Annotated in this window: 18 protein-coding genes and 1 pseudogene; 7 read left to right on the top strand and 12 right to left on the bottom strand. The window is 65.4% G+C overall.

The annotated features are described in order from the left end of the window. Positions 1–116: 116 nt before the first annotated feature. Together ACQ86E_RS21975 and ACQ86E_RS21980 are read left to right on the top strand one after the other, a co-directional pair. Positions 117–2282 carry an anthranilate synthase component I gene (locus tag ACQ86E_RS21975; protein WP_431201773.1) on the top strand — a complete coding sequence of 722 codons (2166 nt, stop codon included), beginning with the start codon at positions 117–119 and terminating at the stop codon, positions 2280–2282. Positions 2283–2291: 9 nt separating this feature from the next. Beyond that, positions 2292–2825: an adenine phosphoribosyltransferase gene (locus ACQ86E_RS21980; RefSeq protein ID WP_431201774.1), complete on the top strand. Its 534-nt coding sequence runs from the start codon at positions 2292–2294 to the stop codon at positions 2823–2825. A 5-nt stretch (positions 2826–2830) separates the two neighbouring features. Here the strand turns inward: ACQ86E_RS21980 and ACQ86E_RS21985 are convergent, their stop codons facing one another. The 9 genes and pseudogenes from ACQ86E_RS21985 to ACQ86E_RS22025 form a co-directional block, all read right to left on the bottom strand. Beyond that, on the bottom strand, positions 2831–3163 hold the full coding sequence (locus tag ACQ86E_RS21985; protein ID WP_431201775.1) for a GIY-YIG nuclease family protein: 333 nt from the start codon (positions 3161–3163) through the stop codon (positions 2831–2833). A gap of 87 nt (positions 3164–3250) precedes the next feature. After that, positions 3251–3919 (bottom strand): hypothetical protein, encoded by a 669-nt coding sequence (locus tag ACQ86E_RS21990; RefSeq protein ID WP_431201776.1) that lies wholly within the window; start codon positions 3917–3919, stop codon positions 3251–3253. Positions 3920–3980: 61 nt separating this feature from the next. After that, positions 3981–4730 carry a hypothetical protein gene (locus tag ACQ86E_RS21995; RefSeq protein ID WP_015687960.1) on the bottom strand — a complete coding sequence of 250 codons (750 nt, stop codon included), beginning with the start codon at positions 4728–4730 and terminating at the stop codon, positions 3981–3983. Positions 4731–4923: 193 nt separating this feature from the next. Further along, positions 4924–6132, bottom strand: coding sequence for a M48 family metallopeptidase (locus ACQ86E_RS22000; protein ID WP_431201777.1), 1209 nt, complete (start codon positions 6130–6132; stop codon positions 4924–4926). Positions 6133–6164: 32 nt separating this feature from the next. Then, positions 6165–6725, bottom strand: coding sequence for a LemA family protein (locus ACQ86E_RS22005; protein ID WP_431201778.1), 561 nt, complete (start codon positions 6723–6725; stop codon positions 6165–6167). 138 nt (positions 6726–6863) lie between these two features. Next, positions 6864–7844 (bottom strand): small ribosomal subunit Rsm22 family protein, encoded by a 981-nt coding sequence (locus tag ACQ86E_RS22010; protein ID WP_431201779.1) that lies wholly within the window; start codon positions 7842–7844, stop codon positions 6864–6866. Positions 7845–7975: 131 nt separating this feature from the next. Next, the gene (gene smc, locus ACQ86E_RS22015; RefSeq protein WP_431201780.1) at positions 7976–11440 is read right to left on the bottom strand and encodes a chromosome segregation protein SMC; all 3465 of its coding nucleotides are present in this window, start codon (positions 11438–11440) and stop codon (positions 7976–7978) included. Positions 11441–11657: 217 nt separating this feature from the next. Next, entirely contained in the window at positions 11658–12314 is a 657-nt protein-coding gene (locus ACQ86E_RS22020) for a DsbA family protein (protein ID WP_431201781.1), read from the bottom strand. A 127-nt stretch (positions 12315–12441) separates the two neighbouring features. Beyond that, positions 12442–12932: pseudogene (locus ACQ86E_RS22025) on the bottom strand (DUF721 domain-containing protein). Positions 12933–13085: 153 nt separating this feature from the next. Here ACQ86E_RS22025 and mutY point away from each other — a divergent pair. Further along, positions 13086–14183 (top strand): A/G-specific adenine glycosylase, encoded by a 1098-nt coding sequence (gene mutY / locus ACQ86E_RS22030; protein WP_431201782.1) that lies wholly within the window; start codon positions 13086–13088, stop codon positions 14181–14183. 2 nt (positions 14184–14185) lie between these two features. On the opposite strand, the gene ACQ86E_RS22035 is transcribed toward mutY, so the two are convergent. Then, on the bottom strand, positions 14186–15841 hold the full coding sequence (locus ACQ86E_RS22035; RefSeq protein WP_431201783.1) for a sensor domain-containing diguanylate cyclase: 1656 nt from the start codon (positions 15839–15841) through the stop codon (positions 14186–14188). Positions 15842–16172: 331 nt separating this feature from the next. Here ACQ86E_RS22035 and ACQ86E_RS22040 point away from each other — a divergent pair, with 331 nt between their 5' ends. Then, complete coding sequence (locus tag ACQ86E_RS22040) at positions 16173–16592, top strand: PaaI family thioesterase (protein WP_431201784.1); 420 nt, start codon at positions 16173–16175, stop codon at positions 16590–16592. A gap of 3 nt (positions 16593–16595) precedes the next feature. Here ACQ86E_RS22040 and ACQ86E_RS22045 read toward each other — a convergent pair whose 3' ends face one another. After that, positions 16596–17873: a flavin-dependent oxidoreductase gene (locus ACQ86E_RS22045; protein ID WP_431201785.1), complete on the bottom strand. Its 1278-nt coding sequence runs from the start codon at positions 17871–17873 to the stop codon at positions 16596–16598. Positions 17874–18001: 128 nt separating this feature from the next. On the opposite strand from ACQ86E_RS22045, the gene ACQ86E_RS22050 reads away from it, so the two are divergent. After that, entirely contained in the window at positions 18002–18622 is a 621-nt protein-coding gene (locus tag ACQ86E_RS22050) for a glutathione S-transferase family protein (RefSeq protein WP_431201786.1), read from the top strand. Positions 18623–18815: 193 nt separating this feature from the next. On the opposite strand, the gene ACQ86E_RS22055 is transcribed toward ACQ86E_RS22050, so the two are convergent. Next, the gene (locus ACQ86E_RS22055; RefSeq protein ID WP_431201787.1) at positions 18816–19730 is read right to left on the bottom strand and encodes a LysR family transcriptional regulator; all 915 of its coding nucleotides are present in this window, start codon (positions 19728–19730) and stop codon (positions 18816–18818) included. 90 nt (positions 19731–19820) lie between these two features. On the opposite strand from ACQ86E_RS22055, the gene ACQ86E_RS22060 reads away from it, so the two are divergent. Beyond that, a complete protein-coding gene (locus ACQ86E_RS22060; RefSeq protein ID WP_431201788.1) occupies positions 19821–20264 on the top strand; it encodes a nuclear transport factor 2 family protein in 444 nt (147 codons plus the stop codon). An 89-nt stretch (positions 20265–20353) separates the two neighbouring features. After that, on the top strand, positions 20354–20485 hold the full coding sequence (locus ACQ86E_RS22065) for a DUF1127 domain-containing protein (protein ID WP_431206533.1): 132 nt from the start codon (positions 20354–20356) through the stop codon (positions 20483–20485). Positions 20486–20534 lie beyond the last annotated feature (49 nt).

Raw genomic sequence — 20534 nt, forward strand, 5'->3', positions numbered from 1 at the left:
AGAGGTGGCCGGTGCGATTTTCCTTTCCCAAATCGTCTGAGGTCGCCTGCACAGCGCGGCGGCCTTCTCGTTTGTCCTGTGTGGCGTTCCCTCGGCAAGTTTCGTAAGAGGACGACATGAACAGGACAGTCTTTGCTCTTCCGGCCCGAAGCGATTACGTGACCCGCGCAGGTCTCGCGATCACGCGCGTGGCGGAGCAGTTCACCGGCGGCGCCAACCGGCTCGACGACCTCGTCAGTCTGCTCGATCGCCGCCGCGGCGTGGTGCTGTCCTCGGGCACGACCGTGCCCGGCCGCTACGAGAGCTTCGACCTCGGCTTCTCCGACCCGCCTCTCAAGCTGGAGACCGTTGGCTTCGATTTCAGGCTGGAAGCGTTGAATGAGCGCGGGCAGGTGCTGATCGCCTTCCTGGCGGATGTCCTGCGCGAGCCCTGCGTGGTGATCTCCGAGAAGACCGCATCGCGGCTCGCAGGCCACATCATTCGCGGCGATGCGCCGGTCGAAGAAGACCAGCGTACCCGGCGCGCCAGCGTGATGTCGCTGGTGCGCGACATCGTCGCCGCCTTCTCCGCCAGTGACGACGGGCTGCTCGGGCTGTTCGGCGCCTTCGCCTACGACCTCGTGTTCCAGATCGAGGATCTCGTGCAGAAGCGCCCGCGCGAACAGGACCAGCGCGACATCGTGCTCTACGTGCCCGATCGGCTGCTCGCCTACGACCGTGCCACCGGTCGCGGCGTGGTGCTGACCTACGATTTCGCCTGGAAGGGCAAATCCACCGCAGGCCTGCCGCACGAAACGGCCGAAAGCCCGTACCAGAAGACGCCGCGCCAAGGCTTTGCCGATCACGCGCCCGGCGAATATCAAGCGACGGTCGAGACCGCACGCGCGGCCTTCGCGCGCGGCGATCTGTTCGAGGCCGTGCCCGGCCAGCTTTTCGCCGAGCCCTGCGACCGCTCGCCGGCGGAAGTGTTCCAGCGGCTTTGCATCATCAACCCGTCGCCCTACGGCGCGCTGATGAATCTCGGCGAGGGCGAGTTTCTCGTCTCGGCTTCGCCCGAAATGTTCGTGCGGTCCGACGGCCGCCGCGTCGAGACCTGCCCGATCTCGGGCACCATCGCGCGCGGCAGTGATGCGATCGGCGACGCCGAGCAGATCCGCCAGCTCCTGAACTCGGAGAAGGACGAGTTCGAGCTGAACATGTGCACCGACGTCGACCGCAACGACAAGGCGCGCGTCTGCGTGCCCGGCACGATCAAGGTGCTGGCGCGGCGCCAGATCGAGACCTACTCGAAACTGTTCCACACCGTCGATCATGTCGAGGGCATGCTGCGTCCCGGCTTCGACGCGCTCGATGCCTTCCTCACCCATGCCTGGGCCGTCACCGTCACAGGCGCGCCAAAACTCTGGGCGATGCAGTTCGTCGAGGATCACGAACGTTCGCCGCGGCGCTGGTATGCCGGTGCGATCGGCGCGGTGAATTTCGACGGCAGCATCAACACCGGTCTCACCATCCGCACCATCCGTATGAAAGACGGTCTCGCCGAAGTCCGCGTCGGCGCCACGTGCCTGTTCGACTCCGATCCCGCGGCGGAAGACCGCGAATGCCAGGTCAAGGCTGCGGCGCTGTTCCAGGCGCTACGCGGCGATCCGCCGAAGCCGCTGTCGGCTTTTGCGCCTGACGCCACGGGTTCGGGCAAGCGGGTGCTGCTGATCGACCACGACGACAGTTTCGTGCACATGCTTGCCGATTATTTCCGTCAGGTCGGCGCGGAGGTCACCGTGGTCCGGCATGTGCATGCGCTGGACATGCTCAGGCAGAAGAGGTGGGACTTGCTGGTGCTGTCGCCGGGCCCGGGGCGTCCGGAAGATTTCGGGATCAAGAAGACCATCGATGCGGCGCTGGAGAACAAGCTGCCGGTGTTCGGCGTCTGCCTCGGCGTGCAGGCGATCGGCGAATATTTCGGCGGCGAGCTCGGGCAGCTCACCCATCCCGCCCATGGCCGGCCCTCGCGGGTGCAGGTACGCGGCGGGCGCCTGATGCGCAATCTGCCGAACGAGATCGTCATCGGCCGCTACCACTCGCTCTTTGTCGAGCGCGACAGCATGCCGGAGGTGTTGAGCGTCACTGCCAGCACCGAGGACGGCGTCGCCATGGCGCTCGAGCACAAGACCCTGCCGGTCGCGGGCGTGCAATTCCACCCGGAATCGCTGATGTCGCTCGGCAACGAGGTGGGCTTGCGTATCGTTGAGAATGCGTTCCGGCTCGATGCGCCGGCCAATTGAGAGGCACGAATGACCTTTGATCTGAAGGCGAGCGTCCGCACCATCCCCGACTATCCCAAGCCGGGGATCCAGTTCCGCGATATCACCACACTGCTTGCGGACGCGCGCGCGTTCCGCCGCGCGGTGGACGAACTCGTCAATCCCTGGGCCGGCAACAAGATCGACAAGGTCGCCGGCATGGAAGCGCGCGGCTTCATCATCGGCGGCGCGGTGGCGCACCAGCTCTCGGCCGGCTTCGTGCCGATCCGCAAGAAAGGCAAGCTGCCGCACACCACCGTGCGGATCGCCTATTCGTTGGAATATGGCATCGACGAGATGGAGATGCATGTCGACGCCATCTCGCCCGGCGAGCGCGTGATCCTGGTCGACGACCTCGTCGCCACCGGCGGCACCGCGGAAGGCGCGGTGAAGCTGTTGCGGCAGATCGGCGCCAACGTCGTCGCGGCCTGCTTCATCATCGACCTGCCCGAGCTCGGCGGCGCCGCGAAGCTGCGCGCCATGGACGTGCCGGTGCGTACGCTGATGACGTTCGAGGGGCACTGAGAGCGTCAGATCGCCTCGGCCTCCAGTTCGGCCCGCCAATGCAGCATGCGCTCCTTCAGGAGCGCATGCCTGACATAGGCGCTCTCCTCATCCTCCAGCCGTTCACATTCGCCAAACGTCAGTCCCGCCTCGCCATGCGCGTCCCAGGCGGCCTGAAGGCTGCGGCTGGTGTGATTACCCTGGCGCAGGGAAAACCAGATGCGATTCTGGATGGTTTCGAGGTTCGGCGCCTGGCCGATCCAGGCCTGGCCTGAAGCAGCGCAGCGAACGACGAAGATGCCCGCAATGGTCTTCCGCTCCTTGTAGGCGGCGATGGCTGCTTTCCGGTCGATGCTCACGGGGAGGACCTCGTTGGAGGACGCGATAGGCGTTCTCCATAAACGCGGTCCGGCAAACAGTCAATAAAATCCGGGTAAAATGATCGCCTAGGACCGCTGCAGGATCAGGCTGAGCTCGAGCTCGCGGAAGGCGAGGTAATTGCGCCGGATCCACTGGTGCAGCTCGGTGGAGGAGTCCTTCTCCTGGCGCAGATAGCCGGTGAAGGAGAAGTTCAGCCGGTCGATATAGGTCTTGAGGAAGCCGGGCAGCGCGGGCAGGCGGAACACCCGTCCGGCTGCCATCGCCGCCGGCAGCTCGCCGCGCACGATGTGCTCGTTGTCCACCGTGATCAGGTTCATCCGCGGTATCCGGTCCCGCAGCATCTCATGGGCCCGAGCCGAGGCGCGGTCGGTGTCCGCCATGAACAGGATCATCGGCGCGACGTGGCGGCGTGCCGCCTCCTTGAGCAGGCCGATCTCCTCGGTCATCTTGAAGAACTCGTCGAAGGCGTGGAAGCCGAGGTCGATCACCTTGGCCATGCCATCATCGACGATGACGCGGTCCATCAGCTGCATCTTGCCGAACGTGTCGATCACATCGGCCGTTTCGGTGACCTTCGGAAGGAAGTCGAGCAGCGACGGCTCCTTCAGATTGACATCGAAGGCCGCGACGTCGCCGTTCTTGAGCAGCAGAAACTCGGTCAGAAGCCGCGCCAGCAGCGTCTTGCCGACCTGCGGGCGGGGCGAACAGATGATGTAGAGGGGCGTCGCGGGCATCGACAGCTATATCTGCGCGGATTCACCGCTCAATCCAGCCGCATCCGCCCGGCTTGCGCAACTATTTTTCGCTGTTGCGGCCGGGCTTCGCACCGACGATGTCGGTCAGGTGGATGCGGTCGAACTCGCTCCAGACGTTCGCGAGCCAATGCCGGACATAACCGCGCAGCACGAACGAATAGTTCGCGGCCTCGTCGTGGATGCCCTTGTTGGCGACGAATTTCAGGAACGGGACGGAGGACACCTCGACCTGCTCATAGGCCATTTCGTTGAGCTTGGGGATGGTCAGCTCGGTCGCGTCCTTGATGCGGTTGAAATACGATTGGTAGGTCGCCTGGTCCCACTGGAAGAACTGGGTGTCGTTGATGAAGTTCTTCACCAGGAAATATTTCGCGCCACCCATGAAGCCCGCGGTCTCGGCGATCTCGTCCAGCGAAGCGATCGAGGGGCCAAGGATGTGGAACACCGCGAAGGTAATCTGGCCGGCCTTGGCGGCATCGAGGAAACCGATGTCGCGCAGCGAGGCCAGCGCCGGCGAGAGCAGGCCGGCGCGGACGTCGATCACGGTGACCGACGGACTCGTCGCGTTGAGCGTGTCGAAGATCTTCATCTGGTCGGCCGTGGTCGTCATGTCGACGATCTCGGTGATGTCAGGGTGGAAGCGCTTCAGCGTTCCGCGCGGCGACTCGGTGTCGAACGCCCGCGTCGGCACGTTGTTGGCGGAAAAATAATCGAGCAGGGTGCGCGATACCGTCGTCTTGCCGACCCCGCCTTTGTCCGCGCCCACCACAACCACTGCCGGCTTTGCCATTGCTGTCCCCTAACGCGCCCTCCGATCGCAGCTGCAATCGGCCGGGCCCCAAATCGATGTCCCGAGTCTGCTGTTGGGCGCGAACATGGCAGAAACAAGGGAGAATTCAAATCTCTGGCACCCGCCTCCGGCAATTCCCGGAGTTTTTCCCTGCCGCCGCGAAACCCGCCGTGCGGGGCGGTAAATCACGCGCTCAATGGCGGCCCCAGGGGCCCATCGGATTAATCGGGCTTCCCCCTGCGGTTCCGGCGGGGCTGGGTGCTGGCACGGGCGGCGGACTGACCGAGCCGCCAGCATCGTTCCACGGTCCCTTCGCCACCGGCGGGGCGTCAGGCTGGTCGGCTTGCGGCTCCGGCTCGTCGGGTTCGTCCCCGGGCGGCGGCAGCGGACCTGGATCGCGGCCCCCGGCGAACTTGACCAGCGCGTCGACGCGGGATTGCACCGACGGATGAGTCGCGAACAAATCGGCAAAGCCCTCGCGCGGATTGTCGACGCACAGCTCCATCACCGCCGAGGTCGCGCCCGGCAGCTCGCCTCGGTTCTCGATCTTGCGCAGTGCCGAGATCATGGCGTCGGGATCTTTCGTCAGCTCGACCGAGCCGGCGTCGGCGAGATATTCGCGCGACCGCGACAGCGCGAGCTTGACCACCTGCGACATCAGCCAGGCCACCACGATCAGCACGACCGCGATGATGATCACGATCACCGCGCCGCCGCCGGAGTTCTTGCTGTCACTCGACGACGAGGACGACCGTGACGACGAGGAGGAGCCCGACGACCACGATCCGCCGCTCCAGCTGAAATTGGTGAACAGGCGGAAGAACAACTCGCCGAAAAACCCGACCACGCCCGCAATGATGACCGCGACGACCATGAGCTGCACGTCGCCGTTCTTGATGTGGGTCAGCTCATGGCCCAGCACCGCCTCGATCTCCCTGTCGTTCAGCGTGTGAAGGAGGCCGGTGGTGACGGTGATCGAATATTGCCGCGGGTTGAGCCCGGTCGCGAACGCGTTCAGCGCCGGGCTCTCCATAATCTTCAGCTTCGGCATCGTAATGCCGCGCGAGATGCAGAGATTTTCAAGCAGATTGTAGAGCCGCGGCTGCTCCTGCCGGGTGACGTCGTGGCCGCCGGTGACGGCATCGATCATCGACTGGTGGAAGAAATAGGCGATCACGATCCAGACCGCCGTCACGACCGTCGCAACGGGGGCTGCGACTTTCAGATCATAGAAGGCATGGCTCAGATAATAAGCGACGGTTTCATTGCTGTTGATGACGACTTCAGCGACCAGCGCGCCGGCATAGACCAGCACGTAGACCAGTGCGAACAGGCCGGCGAGCAACAGCATCGAACGAAACTTGTTCGAAGCGATATGCGTGTAGAGACCATACGCGGCCATGACGCGATGCCCTGCCGGCCTGGCGGCTCAAATCAGAACTTCACCTGCGGCGTCGCCTCGACCTCGGTGCGGCTGGCGCCGAGATCGAAGAAATCCTTCTTGGTGAATCCGAACATGCCGGCGAACAACGCGGCGGGCATCTGCTGGATGCCGGTGTTGTACTCCTGGACCGCGCTGTTGAAAAAGCGGCGGCTCGCCGCGATCTTGTTCTCGAGGTCCGAGAGCTCGCTGGCGAGTTGCTGGAAGTTGGTGTTGGCCTTGAGGTCGGGATAGGCCTCCGACAGCGCGATCAGCCGGCCGAGCGCGCCTGAGAGCTGGTTCTCGGCGGCGGAGACCTGCGCCGGGCCCTGCGCCGACATCGCCGAATTGCGCGCCTTGATCACGTCGTCGAGCGTGCCGCGCTCGTGCGAGGCATAACCCTTCACGGTCTCGACCAGGTTCGGGATCAGGTCGTGGCGCTGCTTGAGCTGCACGTCGATATCGGCAAAGGCCTGGCCCACGCGCTGGCCGAGCGCCACCAGGCGATTGTAGGCGCTGAACGCAAGGAACACGAGAACGACGATGACGCCGAGAACGATCCAGCCGGTCGACATGGAGAACTCCTGAAGGGGGACGAAGGCGGGCGCAGCCTAGACCAAATTGGGGCGGAGCGAGAGCCCCGGCGCATAGGAGAGGTAAGACTTGGTCGGACTGGAAGCCATCCGAGTTCAAGGCAAAAGCGCCGGGCGAGGTTAACTTTCGGCAATGACGGCATCGCCCCAGCGCCAGCGGCGGGCACTGGCATAGGCGGCCTTGTCGCGTCGCGGAATCTTGGCGAGCTCAACGCCGTGTTCGGTGCAGAGCTTGGCCGTGATCTCGGCCTTGCCGATATCCGGCGGTGCCAGCACGCGCGAGGCGCGGCTCGCAGGCGCTGCGCGGGTCAGGGCGACATAGATGAAGCGCTCGTCCTCGAACGGCACGTCGGCGCCCTTGATCTGGCGATGAGCCTGGGAGCGCGGCAGGCGCTGGCTGAAATGGCACCAGTCAGGCGCGGTGAGCGGGCAGGGCTTGTCGTGTGGGCACGGCGCGGCGACGTGGGCGCCAGCTGCGATCAGTTGCTGGCGCAGCGCGAGCATGCGGGCGTAGCCTGCGGGCGTGCCGGGCTCGATCACGATCAGCGCGTGGCGCGCCTTGGCCCACATGGCCTCCGTGAGCTTGCGCTGATCAGCTTCACTGAGTTCGCCGATGATGTAGCTGGCCACGACCAGATCGGCCTGCAAGACCTCGGCGAGGTTGCCGCCGGCATCGCCCGGCAGGTAGCGGCACTCTGCCAGCCGCGTGCTGTCACGGGCAAGTTCGAGCGCGAGCCGGCTCAGCGTGGCATTGGCATCGAGCAGCGTGAAATCTTGCAGCGACGGAAAGGCCTCAGCGGCAGCCCAGCTTGCCGTGCCGGGGCCTGCGCCGACGTCGAGCATTGTTTCCGGGGCAAGGTCCGGTGCAATCTTAGTCAGTGCATTGAGGCTTGCGGCGACCGCCGCGTAGGTCGCAGGCATCCGTGCGAGCGCATAGGCCAGCGCATCGGCGTCCGACTTGATCGTGCCGGAGCCGCCGCCAGCGCGATAAGTGGTCGAGATCTTCTGCGAGCGCAGTGCGGCGTCGGTGCGCGAAAAGCCCTGGAGCTTGCCATCGAGGGCCGCCTTCAGTTCAGGTGGCAGTGTGGGCGAGATCATCATTCGCTGTCATGGCCCGCGAAGGCGGGGCATCCAGTACTCCGAGATAGCGCCGTCAAACCGAGAGGGCGCGGCATACTGGATCATCCGCCTTCGCGGATGATGACGTCGATGGTTTCGGGACGACCTCAGCCTCACGCCACGTTCTGGTCGAGAATGTCCACGGCCTCTGACAGGCTCACCGACACGAGCTGCGAGACGCCGCGTTCGGCCATGGTGACGCCGAACAGCCGGTTCATCCGCGCCATCGTGATCGGGTTGTGCGTGATGATGATGAAGCGCGTGTCGGTCGAGCTGGTCATCTCGTGCAGCAGGTTGCAGTACCGTTCGACGTTGTGGTCGTCGAGCGGCGCGTCGACTTCGTCCAGCACGCAGATCGGCGAAGGGTTGGTGAGGAACACCGCGAAGATCAGCGCCATCGCGGTCAGCGCCTGCTCGCCGCCCGAGAGCAGCGACAGCGTCTGCGGCTTCTTGCCGGGCGGCTTGGCGATGATCTCGAGACCGGCTTCCAGCGGGTCGTCGCTCTCAATCAAATGCAGCGCCGCCTCGCCGCCGCCGAACAGCTCGACGAACAGCCGCTTGAAATGGTTGTTGACGACCTCGAACGAGGTCAGCAGGCGCTCGCGCGCCTCCTTGTTGAGGCTCTGGATACCCTGGCGCAGCCGCTTGATGGCTTCGACCAGATCGTCACGTTCGGTGACCAGGCTGGTGTGCTGGGTCTCGACCTCGCGCAGCTCTTCCTCGGCGCGCAGGTTGACGGCACCGAGGCGCTCGCGGTCGCGGCGCATCTTTTCGAGGTCTTCCTCGATGTCGTGCAGCGGGGGCAATTCGGTGCCGGGCTCGATCTCGGCAAGGCCGGCGACGGCCTGCGGCTCGACTTCGAGCATGTCGCGGATTTCGCGCTCGATGTCCTCGAGCCGGCGCCGCGCGCCTTCCATGCGCTCCTCGGCGCGGGCAGTGGCCTCGCGGGAGCTGGAGAGTGCTTCCAGCGTCAGCTTGGCGACGCGATCGGTTTCCGCCATCGCGGCTTCCGCGGTGGCGAGCGCGTCGGCGGCCATGCGGCGGTCGTTCTCGGCGTATTCGATCTCGGTGATCAGCGCGCTGCGCTTCTCGGCAAACACTTGCGGCGCGTTTTCGAGATCGCTGCGCTCGATCGAGACCTCGGTGATGCGGGTCTGGATGGTGTCGATGTGGGAGGCCGCGCTCTCCTTGCGGTTCTGCCACTCGGTGCGCTCGGCGAGGATCGCCTGCACGCGGCGGTCGGCAAGCTCGGCCTCGCGCGCCAGCGCCTGCGCCTCGGCGCGGACCTGGGCGGCCATGCGGCGGTGGCCTTCGATGTCGCTGCGGACGGCGGCGAGACGGGTCTCGGTGTCCTCGCTCGACGGCAGCTCGGTGATGCCGGCCTCGGCGTATTCGTACGCGGCCTCCGCTTCGGCGCGGTCGGCGGCGAGACGGCTGTGCGCTTCCGACAGCGTCGCCTTGCGTGCGGCGTGACGGCTGATCTCGCGCTCGGCGGTGGCATGGCGCTCACGTGCGACGTTCAGCTCGCGCTGCGCGGCGCGCCAGGCTTCACGCGAGGCGCCTTCCGTGCTGGCCGCCATCTGCAGCTCGGCTTCGGCATTCTCCAGCGCCTGACGCTTGATCTGCGCGTCGATGCGGGCCTGCTCCAGCTCGTTCTCGATGTCGACGAGGCGGGCGCGCTCGGCAAGCCGTCGTGCGGCGCCGGTCGGGGCGTGGGCGGCGGCGACAAAGCCGTCCCAGCGCCAGACGTCGCCCTCGGGCGAGACCAGCCGCTGGCCGGTCTTGAGCTGCGAGACCAGCTCGGCACCGCGCTCGCGCGGCACCACGCCGATCTGCGCCAGGCGGCGGGCGAGTTCCGTCGGCGCCTGCACGTGGTTGGCGAGCGGCACGGCGCCTTCGGGAAGCTCCGGATCGCCCTCGGTGACGCCGGCATTGGTCCAGCGCATCGGCGCCGACGGATCGACGGGCGCGTCGAGATCGTCGCCGAGCGCGGCGCCAATCGCCTTCTCAAAACCCTTGTCGACAGTGATGCCGTCGATGATCGGCGGCCACAGGTTCTTGGTCTCGCCGTTGACGATCTTGGAGATCGTGCGCGCCTCGGTGTCGAGCCGCTGCACGCGCTTGTCGGCTTCGACAAGTGGCGAGCGCGAGGATTCCAGGGTCTGGCGGGCGGCGAGATGCGCCGCTTCGCTCGCCTGCGCGGCGGCTTCCGAAGCGGCCAGCGTCTGCTCAGCGGTCTCAACCGTCGCGGTCAGCTCGTCGAGATCCCCGAACCCGCCGGTTTCATCCGCGAGCTTCTGCTCTTCGGCCGCGACGTTCGAAATTTCCTGGTCGAGACGGGCGAGCTTGTCGCGGTGGGTGCGGACATTGGCCTCGAGCTGGTTGCGCTTGGCGGTGAGGTCGGCGAGCGCGGTGGTGAGCTCGGCGAACTGCTGCTCGGTTTCGGTCAGCACCGCCTCGGCTTCGCCGACGCGCTCGTCGACGCCGGAACGCTTCTCGACGCGTGACTTGATCTCTTCCTTCAGCTCGGCGTCTTCGGCGTCGAGCCGCTGCAGAGCGACATCGGCGTCCATCGTTTGTTGCTGGGCGCGCGAGATGTCGCCTTCGAATTGCGCCAGGCGCCGCTCGAGCTCGGCCACGCGCTCCTTGGCGCGCTCTTCCTCGCGGTCGAGCAGCTCGCGGGCGTTGGTCAGGCGCTGAAGTCCGGCCGCGGCGCGCGCCTCGGCATCGCGCAGCGCCGGCATCTCGGTGGCGCGGATCGCCTGGATGCGGGCCGCCTCGGCCTGGTGCTGGGTGCGCTCGGCCATTTCGCGGACGGCGAGATCATGCGTCTGGCCGGATTCGCTGACGTCGGCATGGGCACCGATCCAGCGCAGGTGGAACAGGGTTGCTTCGGCCTTGCGGACCTTGGCCGCGACCTCGCGATAGCGCACGGCCTGACGGGCCTGCTTCTTCAGGCCTTCCATTTGCCCTCCGAGCTGGCCGATCACATCCTCGACGCGGGTGAGGTTGGTTTCGGCGGCCTTGAGCCGCAGCTCGGCCTCGTGGCGGCGGGCGTGCAGGCCGGCGACGCCAGCGGCGTCTTCCAGCACGCGGCGGCGCTGCTCGGGCTTGGCCTGGATGATCTCGCCGATCTTGCCCTGGTGGACGAGGGCGGGCGAGCGCGCACCGGTGGCGGCGTCGGCGAAAAGGATCTGCACGTCACGGGCGCGGACGTCACGGCCGTTGATGCGATAGACCGAGCCGGCCTCGCGCTCGATGCGGCGGGAGATTTCGAGAAGCTGGCTGTCGTTCATCGCCGCCGGGGCGGTGCGATCGGAATTGTCGATCGTCATCGTCACTTCGGCGTGGTTGCGCGCCGGACGGTTGCCGGAGCCGGCAAAGATCACCGCGTCCATGTCGGCGGCACGCAAGCTCTTGTACGAGGTCTCGCCCATCGCCCAGCGCAGCGCTTCGACGAGATTCGACTTGCCGCAACCGTTGGGTCCGACCACGCCGGTCAGGCCGGGCTCGATGACGAAGTCCGTGGCCTCAACGAAGGACTTGAAGCCGTGAAGGCGCAGGCGGGTGATTTTCATAAGCACGCATCTCTGTTGGCAGGTGCGAATTCCCCTGCCGGGACACTGCCATGGAGGGCAATGTCGGTATCCGGGCGAGTCGCGCGAGGCGCCTCATGCGGCTGGACAATGGCCGCGGTGCGCCGCGAGGGCAACCGGCGAAAGCCGCTTTTCCCAAGGGATTTATGACGGGAAAGATACGGCTTTCGAGATGCGAATCAGAGTCTTGACGAACGAATCAGCTCTTCAGCAGCGGATTGATCTTCTTGGCGAATTCCTCGAACGAGGTCTCGCCCTTGATCTTCTCGCCATTGATGAAGAAGGTCGGCGTCGAATCCACCTTCAGAACGTCGCTGGCATATTTCTGGTCGGCGGCGATCTTGTCGAGCAGCGCCTGATCCTTCAGGCAGGCTTCGACCTGGCTCTGGGTCAGGCCGGCCTGCTTGCCGATCCGCGTCAGCGTCTCGGTCGTGTTCTTCAGCACCCAGTCGTTCTGCTGGCGGAACAGCATGTCGGTGACGGCAAAGTATTTCGCCGCGTCGTCCTTGGCGATGCAGCGCGACAGCATCGAGCCGGCGGCGGCTTTGATGTCGAGCGGAAACTCGCGGAAGATGTAACGCACCTTGCCGGTGTCGATGTATTCCGACTTGATCTTGGGGAACACCTGCTCGTTGAAGGCCGCGCAGTGCGGGCAGGTCATCGAGGCGTATTCGGTGATGGTGACCGCGGCGTCCTTCGGGCCGAGCGCCATGTCGGGCAGCGAGACGGGCTTCGCCACATCACCGGCGGCCTGCGCCATCGCCTCGGAGATGAATTGCAGTGGTGAGAGCCCGGCGAGCGCGGCAAGCCCGGTCAGCGACAGCATCGTGTTGAAGGCGCGGCGGGTGATGATCAAGGTCGGCTCCCGGATTGGCGTGGTCTCGCCCGAAGTTCCCGTTCAGGCGGCCTGTCGCTAGCTTGAAACGTCGTTTGTGGCAATGGCGCGCCGCAAGGACGGATCCAGATTGATCGCGAAATAAGGCTCAATTTCGCTTGATGGCGGCCCCGAGACGGGCAAGCGCCGTCTTCAGGTCTTCATCTTCGATGTCCGCGAGGCTCTCCGCCACCTTGGCGATGGTCTGAGGGTCCGGCGGCCCGGGCCGCTTCCGGGCCCGAGGCCGCGACAGGGGGCCTGGCGGAAGGCCAGCTTGCCGACCGCGCTCCAGCCGAAGAAGCGGTTGACCCGCTCCAGGATCACGTCGGCCGAGTGCTGGATCTCCAGCGCCATCGGCCCCTCGACCCGCAGTACCAGGGTGGCCGGCTCCTGCGGCTGGCCTTCGACCGGCCGCGGCCATTGCATCTTCAAGGGCTCGGAATGGGCTGCGATCTCCGGCCCGGCAATCTGCGCCCACCGCGTCACCAACTCGCGCGAGGCAAAGCCCTGCTTGGCGTAGGCCTCGGCAAAGACGTCGTTGAGCAGGATCGCGAGCGGCTTGGCGCTGATGGGGCCGGGCTTCGGAGGAAATTTGGACATGGGCCCTTATAGCACGCCGGAGCATGGGCCACAGGCGCGTGGCCGGGGCTTTGTCCCGGCCTTCCACGGTCTTCAGTGAAGAAAGACGTGGATGCCCGCGACGCGCGCGAGCAGGACGTGGAGAGAACAGCGCAACGCCGCTACAGTGAGTGCATGAGCTCCAAATCCGCCCTGAGAGCGAAGTCGGAACCCAATCCGGTGGCGACCGCGTCGCGCCCGATTGCACTTCTGCAATGGTACGACCGCCACCGCCGCCGTCTGCCCTGGCGCGCGTTGCCGGGCGAGACGTCGGATCCCTACCGCGTCTGGCTGTCGGAGATCATGCTGCAGCAGACTACGGTGAAGGCGGTCGGTCCCTACTTCGAAAAATTCATTGCGCGCTGGCCTGACGTCACGGCGCTGGGAGAGGCCTCGCAGGACGACGTGCTGCGGATGTGGGCCGGCCTCGGCTATTACTCGCGTGCGCGCAATCTGTACGCCTGCGCAGTCGCGGTGACGCGCGAGCATGGCGGCGTGTTTCCGGACACGGAGGAGGGCCTGCGCGCGCTACCCGGCATCGGACCTTATACGGCGGCGGCAATTGCGGCGATCGCCTTCGATCGTCACACCATGCCGGTCGACGGCAATATCGAGCGCGTGGTGTCGCGGCTCTTTGCAATCGAAGACGAACTTCCGCAGGCAAAGCCTCTGATCCAGCAATTGGCCCGGACGTTGCTCGCGAATTCTCGCGCCGGCGATAGCGCACAGGCGCTGATGGATCTGGGCTCGTCGATCTGCACGCCGAAGAAGCCGGCCTGCGCGCTGTGCCCGCTGAACGAGGATTGCACCGCGCGGGCGCAGGGTGCGCAGGAAACGTTTCCGCGCAAGGCGCCGAAGAAGAGCGGAACGCTGCGGCGCGGCGCGGCCTTCGTCGTCACGCGCGGTGACGAACTGCTGGTTCGATCCCGTCCCGAGAAGGGCCTGCTCGGCGGCATGACGGAAGTGCCGGGCTCGGACTGGCTTGCCGGCCACGACGACGCGACGGCGAAGAAGCAGGCGCCGGAACTGAAAGGGCTGTCGCGCTGGCAGCGCAAGTTGGGCGTCGTCACCCACGTTTTCACGCATTTTCCGCTGGAGCTGGTGGTCTACACGGCGAAGGCCGAAGCGCGCAGCCGCGCACCCGCGGGCATGCGCTGGGTGCCGATCGCAACCCTTGCCGGCGAAGCGCTGCCGAACGTCATGCGCAAGGTGATCGCGCACGCGCTCGACTGAATTCAGGCGGCGCGCGCGGCGCGCTCGTCCTCCGCCGGCATCAGGAAGGTACGATTACGCCCGGTTGTCTTTGCGACATAGAGGCCCTGGTCGGCCCGCTCGATCACATCCTGCACGTCGCGATCGCTCTCGTCGAACAGTGCGAGGCCGACCGAGACGGTAATGGGAATGGTGACATTGCCATGCGTCACTTTTGCGCTCTCAATCGACGTTCGGATGCGGTCGGCAAGCAAGATGGCGGTCTCCTGATCGATCTCACGCAGCAGCACCACGAACTCCTCGCCACCGAACCGGCCGGCCTTGTCAGTGGTTCGGATCGACTGGCTGACGATCTCGGCAACGCGCTTGATGGCGTCGTCGCCGGCAGCGTGGCCATGCGTATCGTTGATCTTCTTGAAATGATCGATGTCGATCATCACCGTCGCCATGTTGCGCTTGTAGCGGCGGCAGAACGCCATGGCGTCGTCGGCGACAGCGAGGAAAGAGCGGCGGTTCATCAGGCCGGTCATGAAATCGGTGTCGGCGAGCTGGCGCAGCTTCAGCATGTCTTCCTGGAGCTGCATTGCGTTCTCGGTCGCGCGCAACTCGGCTTCCTTGGTGCGCTCCTCGGCAAGGCCGATGCGGCGGAGCAGCGAACGCAACGCGCGTGAGAGCTGCACCACCTCGGCCGAGCCGCTTTGCCGGGCCAGCATGGTCGGGCCGTGGACGCGCCCGATGCGGTCGGCCTCCCGCGTCAGGGCGATGATCGGGGCCGCGATCCGGCGCGAGACTAGAACGGCCAGCGACAGCGCGATCAGCGCGGTCGCGGCGCCGATCGCCAAAATCATCTGCGCCGAGGAGATCGCGGCCTTGAGCGCCACGCTCGCCGGCTGGGTCGCGGTGACGATCCAGTTCAGGCCCTGATAGTCGCGATGTCCCTTGCCGACATGGAACGCCGTCAGCATTTGCTCGCCATTCTCTGTTTCCCTGAATGTGCCGGCGCCGGCTTTCACGATGCGGGCGAGCTCGTCGCGGCCGTAGCGGATGGTCTCCTTCTGTGGGCCCAGCAGGACCATGCCGCCCTTGCTGAGGATCGACAGGGTCGCGTCAGCGTTGCCATCATTCGCCTCGACGTCTTTGATCAAGTTGCTCGCCCAGTCCCAGTTCAGGTGACCGCCGAGTACGCCGAGCAGATCGCCATTGGTGTCACGTACGGGGACGGCGATGTCGACGAAGCGGTAGGGTTCGTTATTGGCGCGCTGCGTCAGCAGCGAGGACAGCAGCACCGCCTCATGCACGTCGCCGACAGCCACCCTTTCGAGCCCCTGCTTGAACCAGGGGCGCTCGGCCACGGACTTCCCCTGGAGGAGGCCGCCGGTGGCGGCGACAACGTTGCCATTTACGCCGGCATAACCAATCCAGGCGAAATCAGAGAACGAGCGCTGGAGGTTCTCCAGCGAACTGCGCAAAGCGGCCGGATCCCCCTGCCACTGCGTTTGCATCGGCTGCATCTCCGCGAACAGCTTCATCTCCTGTTGGCGCGTTGCCATAAACCGGTCGAGCCGGCCTGAAGCCGTAGAAGCAGTCGCTGTCAGGCTGCTCTCGATGAGAGCGGCAGTGTTTCTGTAGCTGATGAATGCGGCGCCGGCGGCGAGCGTGCCTACGAGCAGGACGGACATGACAGCCACGGCCGCGGCGATCTGCGTCCTTACGGTTAAGTGGTCTTCAATCGCGTGCAGGCGGTTTCCGACCTGCTGCAAGAGGGCTCGCATGGATAGGCTCCGGTTTCACCGTCGCTCATGCCATGTGGTACCTGCTAACCGCTTACCGGCAGATTGCCCAATTGGATCGTATTGAATCGGTCGTAAATTCACTTGGTTGAGAAGACCTAAAGAGCCGCCTTGCTCGTGATGTTCCGTTGTTCCCGGCATGTTGCGCTGCGGTCTGTCGTCTGCTGACACCAGGCTGTCAGCAGGCCTGAGCTATGAATAGCCGGCAACGGAGGCGTGAATGGTCAAGACCGCGCTCGACAATTTTCGCAGGCCGCCTTGCGCCGAACTGCTCGGATGGCGCCTGCTGGACGCCCGTCCGGAAGAAGGCTGGATCAGGATCGCCTTCGAGGGCAAGCCGGAGTTCTGCAACCCGGCTGGTTTCATCCAGGGCGGCATGCTCTCGGCCATGCTCGACGACACGATGGGGCCGGCGGTGCTGGTGATGAGCGAGGGCCGGCTTTACACCACCACCATCAGCATGACCGTGAATTTCCTCAGCCCCGCCAAGCCCGGCCCGATCATCGGCGAAGCGAAGGTGACGCAGCTCGGCAAGACCATCGCGTTCGTCGAGGCCAAGCTCATGGCGGAAGACGGCACGGTGCTGGCCACGGCCAGCGCGAGCGAGCGGCTGCTAGAGGCGGCGAGGGTGGTGCGGTAGCCTTTATCTGCCCGCGCGCGCGCCCGCGCTCACGATCGGCGGCTTCGCATTCAGCGCTTCGACCTGGAATCCCGCGACGCGCTTGTAGTTCGCGGCGATGTCTTCCAGCTCCTTCTGCGACAGCACGTCGGTGACGACGTTGTAGCCATCGGGCGCGCGCTCCTCGACCATCTGCATCACCTGCTCGGGTCCGTTCTTGCGGTTGAGCAGGACGAGGTCGGTGGTCGCCGGCCGCCGCTCGGCCTCATAGGCCAGTAGCGCCGCTTGCGTCGGCCCGTGCGCCAGGATCTCGCGCGTGATGGTGCGGGCATCGAGGATCGCCTGCGATGCGCCGTTCGAGCCGATCGGGTACATCGGATGCGCGGCGTCGCCCATCAGCGTGACGCGGCCGAAGGTCCATTGCGACACCGGATCGCGATCGACCAGCGGATATTCATAGGCGTGCGGGCAGTTCCTGATCAGGCCGGGCACGTCGAGCCAGTCGAACTGCCAGCTCTCGAACCAGGGCAGAAACTCTTCCAGCCGCGCGGTGCGGTTGTAGTCCTCGCGCCGCCACTGATAGGTCGGCGGCATATGGCGCTCGGCGACCCAGTTGATGAGCAGGTTCCCGTTCGCGTCCGGCGCCTTGCTGATGGGATAGCAGACGAATTTCAGGATCTCGTGGCCGGCCATGATCATGGTGCGGCCGGTGAGGAACGCCTTTGACGCCGTGACGCCGCGCCAGAGGATGCGGCCGTTCCAGATCGGCGGCCCCTCGTTGGGATAGAGCTTTTCTCGTACGGCGGAATGAATGCCGTCGGCAGCGATCAGGATTTTGCCTTCGTAGGTGCCGGCGGCCTTGCCGGTCGCCTTGTCGATGAAGTCCGCGCGCACGCCGTTGTCCGTGTCGCTCCATCCGCTCAGATGATGGCTGGTCAGAATGTTCTTGCGCCCGAGCCGCTCGACCGCAGTATCGAGCAGGATCTGCTGCAGCGTGCCGCGATGGATCGAGAATTGCGGCCATTTGTAGCCGGCTTCGAGCCCGCGCGGCTCGCTCCAGATCGGCTTGCCATGCTTGGAGAAATAGGCAAGCTCGCGGGTACGCACACCGGCGGCATCGAGCTTGTCCGTCAGTCCGAGCTCGATCAGCTCGCGCACCGCGTGCGGCAGAACGTTGATGCCGACGCCGAGCGGCTTCAGCTCGGCCACGCTCTCGAACACCTTTACGGGAACGCCGATGCCGTGCAGGCTGAGTGCAAGCGTCAGCCCGCCGATGCCGCCGCCGGCGATGAGTACGGTCATGACAATCCCCTCCAATTCCGGGCGTCTTGGCACAGGCGGGCGGCAGTGGGCAACTGCGAAGGAGAAAGTCGTGCTATGGACCTGGGCGGCGACAGTCGTTAATTTCCAGCTTTCTCATGAGGTCCGACATGCTCAAGCTCTACTACGCCACCGGCACCTGTGCGCTTGCCACCTACATTACCCTGGAAGAGGCCGGCGCCGACTACGCGGCCGAGCGGCTGAGCTTCAAGGACAACCAGCAGAACAGCCCGGATTATCTCGCTATCAACCCGAAGGGCCGCGTGCCCGCGCTGGTGACCGATCGCGGCGTCCTGACCGAGACTCCGGCGATGCTGGCCTATGTTGCGCAGACGTTCCCCAAGGCGAAGCTGGCACCGCTCGACGATCCCTTCGACTTCGCCCAGGTGCAGTCGTTCAACTCCTATCTGTGCTCGACCGTGCACATCAACCATGCCCACAAGATGCGCGGGGCGCGCTGGGCGACGGAGGCAAGCTCGTTCGCCGACATGAAGGCGATGATCCCGAAGACGATGGGTGCCTGCTTCGCCCTGATGGAGCAGAAGATGTATCGGGGGCCCTGGGTGATGGGCGAGCAGTTCACGATCTGCGACCCCTATCTCTACACGCTCTCGACCTGGCTTGAAGGCGACAGCGTCGACATCAACGCCACGCCGAAGATCGCCGACCACTTCAAGCGCATGTCGGACCGCCCCGCTGTGCGCAAGGTGATGGACGCGCAGAGGGCGTAACAAACTCGGTGTCGTCCCGGGCAAGCGTAAGCGCAGACCCGGGACCCATACCGCGGAATCTGTCGATCGTGTCCGGTAGACGTACCGAACGACAAGTCTTCGTCAAACTAGGCCCTGGGGCTATGGGTCCCGGATCAGCGCTCCGCTTCGCTGCGCTTGTCCGGGACGATACCGAGATTGGTGAAGTCGCCTCCTACGAAGCTTTCTTCTCCAGTTCCCGGCCCGTCTCCAGCATCAGCCGCCGCAGCCAGATCGAGCCGGGGTCCATCTGCGCGCGGGTCGGATGGAACATGAACTGCTCGTCGATCCCAGGATCGAGCGGTGGCGTCACCGCAACGAGGCCGAACTGTTTTGATAGCGCCGCGATCAGCCGGCGCGGCACGAAGGCGACGAGATCGGTGCGGGCGGCGACGTGCAGCGCTTCCAGATAGCCCGACACCACCAGCGAAATATGCCGCTCGATGCCCTTGGTGCGCAGCCAGGTGTCGATCAGATCCTCGGGCTGGCCACGTATGATCACGCCGACATGGCGCGCGGCCAGGAAGGTCTCGCGCCGCTTTAGTTTCGCGGCATGCGGATGGCCGCGCCGCACCGCCAATGCGTCGCTGTCGGTGTAGAGCAGCTGGCGGTGAAAGCCTTTGAAGGCGTTGCCGATCGAGATCACGAGGTCGATGGTGCGGGCGAACTCGGCGTGGAAGATCGCAGGCCCCCGCCACGGCACGACGTCGATGCGAACATTGGGCGCGGCCCGCGTCACCTTCTCCATCAGCGGCGGCATCAGCAGTTCGACTGCGAGATCCGGCATCATCAGGCGGAACTGCCGCTCGCTGCGCGCGGCATCGAACGCCTCCGGCACGAACAGCCCGCGCACCTGGTCGAGTGCCTGGGCCAGCGGTGCGCGCAAGGCCTGTGCTCGCGGCGTCATCTCCATCCGCGCGCCGGTGCGCACCAGGAGCGGGTCGCCAAAGATGTCGCGCAGGCGCTGGAGCGCGTGGCTCGTCGCCGGCTGCGACAGGCCGATCCTCATGGCGGCGCGGCTGACGTTGGCCTCGCGCAGCAGCGCATCGAGTGCAGTCAGCAGGTTCAGGTCGAGCGAATGCAAATTCATAGGGTGAATAGATATCATATTCGCTATCGATTTGAAGAATGCTCGTCGGCCCGCGATGATCTCCGTGTGCCACCAAACGGAGATGCCGCCATGAGCGCGAGCGCCAACAAGAAACTGATGCAGGATATCTTTGCCGCCGCCGCCGATCCCGATCCGGCCGCGCGCGACCGCGCTTTGTTCACCGCAAGCCTTGCCGACGACGCCAGATGGGTCGTGACCGGCCAGTATTCCTGGTCGAGGACCTTTTTGGGCAAGCAGTCGATCCTCAACGATCTGCACGCCTATGTGCGCACCCGCCTGGCCGACCGGACCCGGACGGTCGCCCACCGCTTCATCGCCGACGGCGACGTCGTCGTGGTGGAGGCCAAGGGCGATAACGTCACGCCGGAGGGCGTCCGCTACGACAACGACTATTGCCTGGTGTTTCGTTTCGAGGACGGCAGGATCAAGGAGATCAGGGAATACTGCGACTCGATCCTGACCGAGAAGGCGCTGGGGCCTTTTCCGCAGACGCCCGTGAGGCCCGCGGGCTGACCGGATTGACCCGTGTTGCGTCCGCCGGCCGGGCCTGTTCGCCGCCGCCGGCGATGGTCAGACGCGCCTGGCGGACGTTTGTGGACATCATGCGGGTCCGGCGGGAGCGGTCCCGGACCCGCTATCAGCTCGCAGCCATGACCGAACGGGAGCTGCTGGACTGCGGGATGACCTGGTCCGAGATTGAGTACGAGCTGAGGAGGCCCCGTCGGCGGCGATAGGGACACGCCGTTCCCATTTTTCGATGCCGAGCGGGAACCTTTGGGTTTG

The sequence above is a fragment of the Bradyrhizobium betae genome (genome assembly GCF_050632175.1).
Lineage (GTDB): Bacteria > Pseudomonadota > Alphaproteobacteria > Rhizobiales > Xanthobacteraceae > Bradyrhizobium > Bradyrhizobium betae_B.

Excerpts from the sequence above, each read along its gene's own strand:
- ACQ86E_RS21975 (WP_431201773.1), top strand. The coding sequence starts at position 117 with ATGAACAGGACAGTCTTTGCTCTTCCGGCCCGAAGCGATTACGTGACC.
- ACQ86E_RS21980 (WP_431201774.1), top strand. The coding sequence starts at position 2,292 with ATGACCTTTGATCTGAAGGCGAGCGTCCGCACCATCCCCGACTATCCC.
- ACQ86E_RS21990 (WP_431201776.1), bottom strand. The coding sequence starts at position 3,919 with ATGCCCGCGACGCCCCTCTACATCATCTGTTCGCCCCGCCCGCAGGTC.
- ACQ86E_RS21995 (WP_015687960.1), bottom strand. The coding sequence starts at position 4,730 with ATGGCAAAGCCGGCAGTGGTTGTGGTGGGCGCGGACAAAGGCGGGGTC.
- ACQ86E_RS22000 (WP_431201777.1), bottom strand. The coding sequence starts at position 6,132 with ATGGCCGCGTATGGTCTCTACACGCATATCGCTTCGAACAAGTTTCGT.
- ACQ86E_RS22005 (WP_431201778.1), bottom strand. The coding sequence starts at position 6,725 with ATGTCGACCGGCTGGATCGTTCTCGGCGTCATCGTCGTTCTCGTGTTC.
- ACQ86E_RS22010 (WP_431201779.1), bottom strand. The coding sequence starts at position 7,844 with ATGATGATCTCGCCCACACTGCCACCTGAACTGAAGGCGGCCCTCGAT.
- smc (WP_431201780.1), bottom strand. The coding sequence starts at position 11,440 with ATGAAAATCACCCGCCTGCGCCTTCACGGCTTCAAGTCCTTCGTTGAG.
- mutY (WP_431201782.1), top strand. The coding sequence starts at position 13,086 with ATGAGCTCCAAATCCGCCCTGAGAGCGAAGTCGGAACCCAATCCGGTG.
- ACQ86E_RS22035 (WP_431201783.1), bottom strand. The coding sequence starts at position 15,841 with ATGTCCGTCCTGCTCGTAGGCACGCTCGCCGCCGGCGCCGCATTCATC.
- ACQ86E_RS22040 (WP_431201784.1), top strand. The coding sequence starts at position 16,173 with ATGGTCAAGACCGCGCTCGACAATTTTCGCAGGCCGCCTTGCGCCGAA.
- ACQ86E_RS22045 (WP_431201785.1), bottom strand. The coding sequence starts at position 17,873 with ATGACCGTACTCATCGCCGGCGGCGGCATCGGCGGGCTGACGCTTGCA.
- ACQ86E_RS22050 (WP_431201786.1), top strand. The coding sequence starts at position 18,002 with ATGCTCAAGCTCTACTACGCCACCGGCACCTGTGCGCTTGCCACCTAC.
- ACQ86E_RS22055 (WP_431201787.1), bottom strand. The coding sequence starts at position 19,730 with ATGAATTTGCATTCGCTCGACCTGAACCTGCTGACTGCACTCGATGCG.
- ACQ86E_RS22060 (WP_431201788.1), top strand. The coding sequence starts at position 19,821 with ATGAGCGCGAGCGCCAACAAGAAACTGATGCAGGATATCTTTGCCGCC.
- ACQ86E_RS22065 (WP_431206533.1), top strand. The coding sequence starts at position 20,354 with ATGCGGGTCCGGCGGGAGCGGTCCCGGACCCGCTATCAGCTCGCAGCC.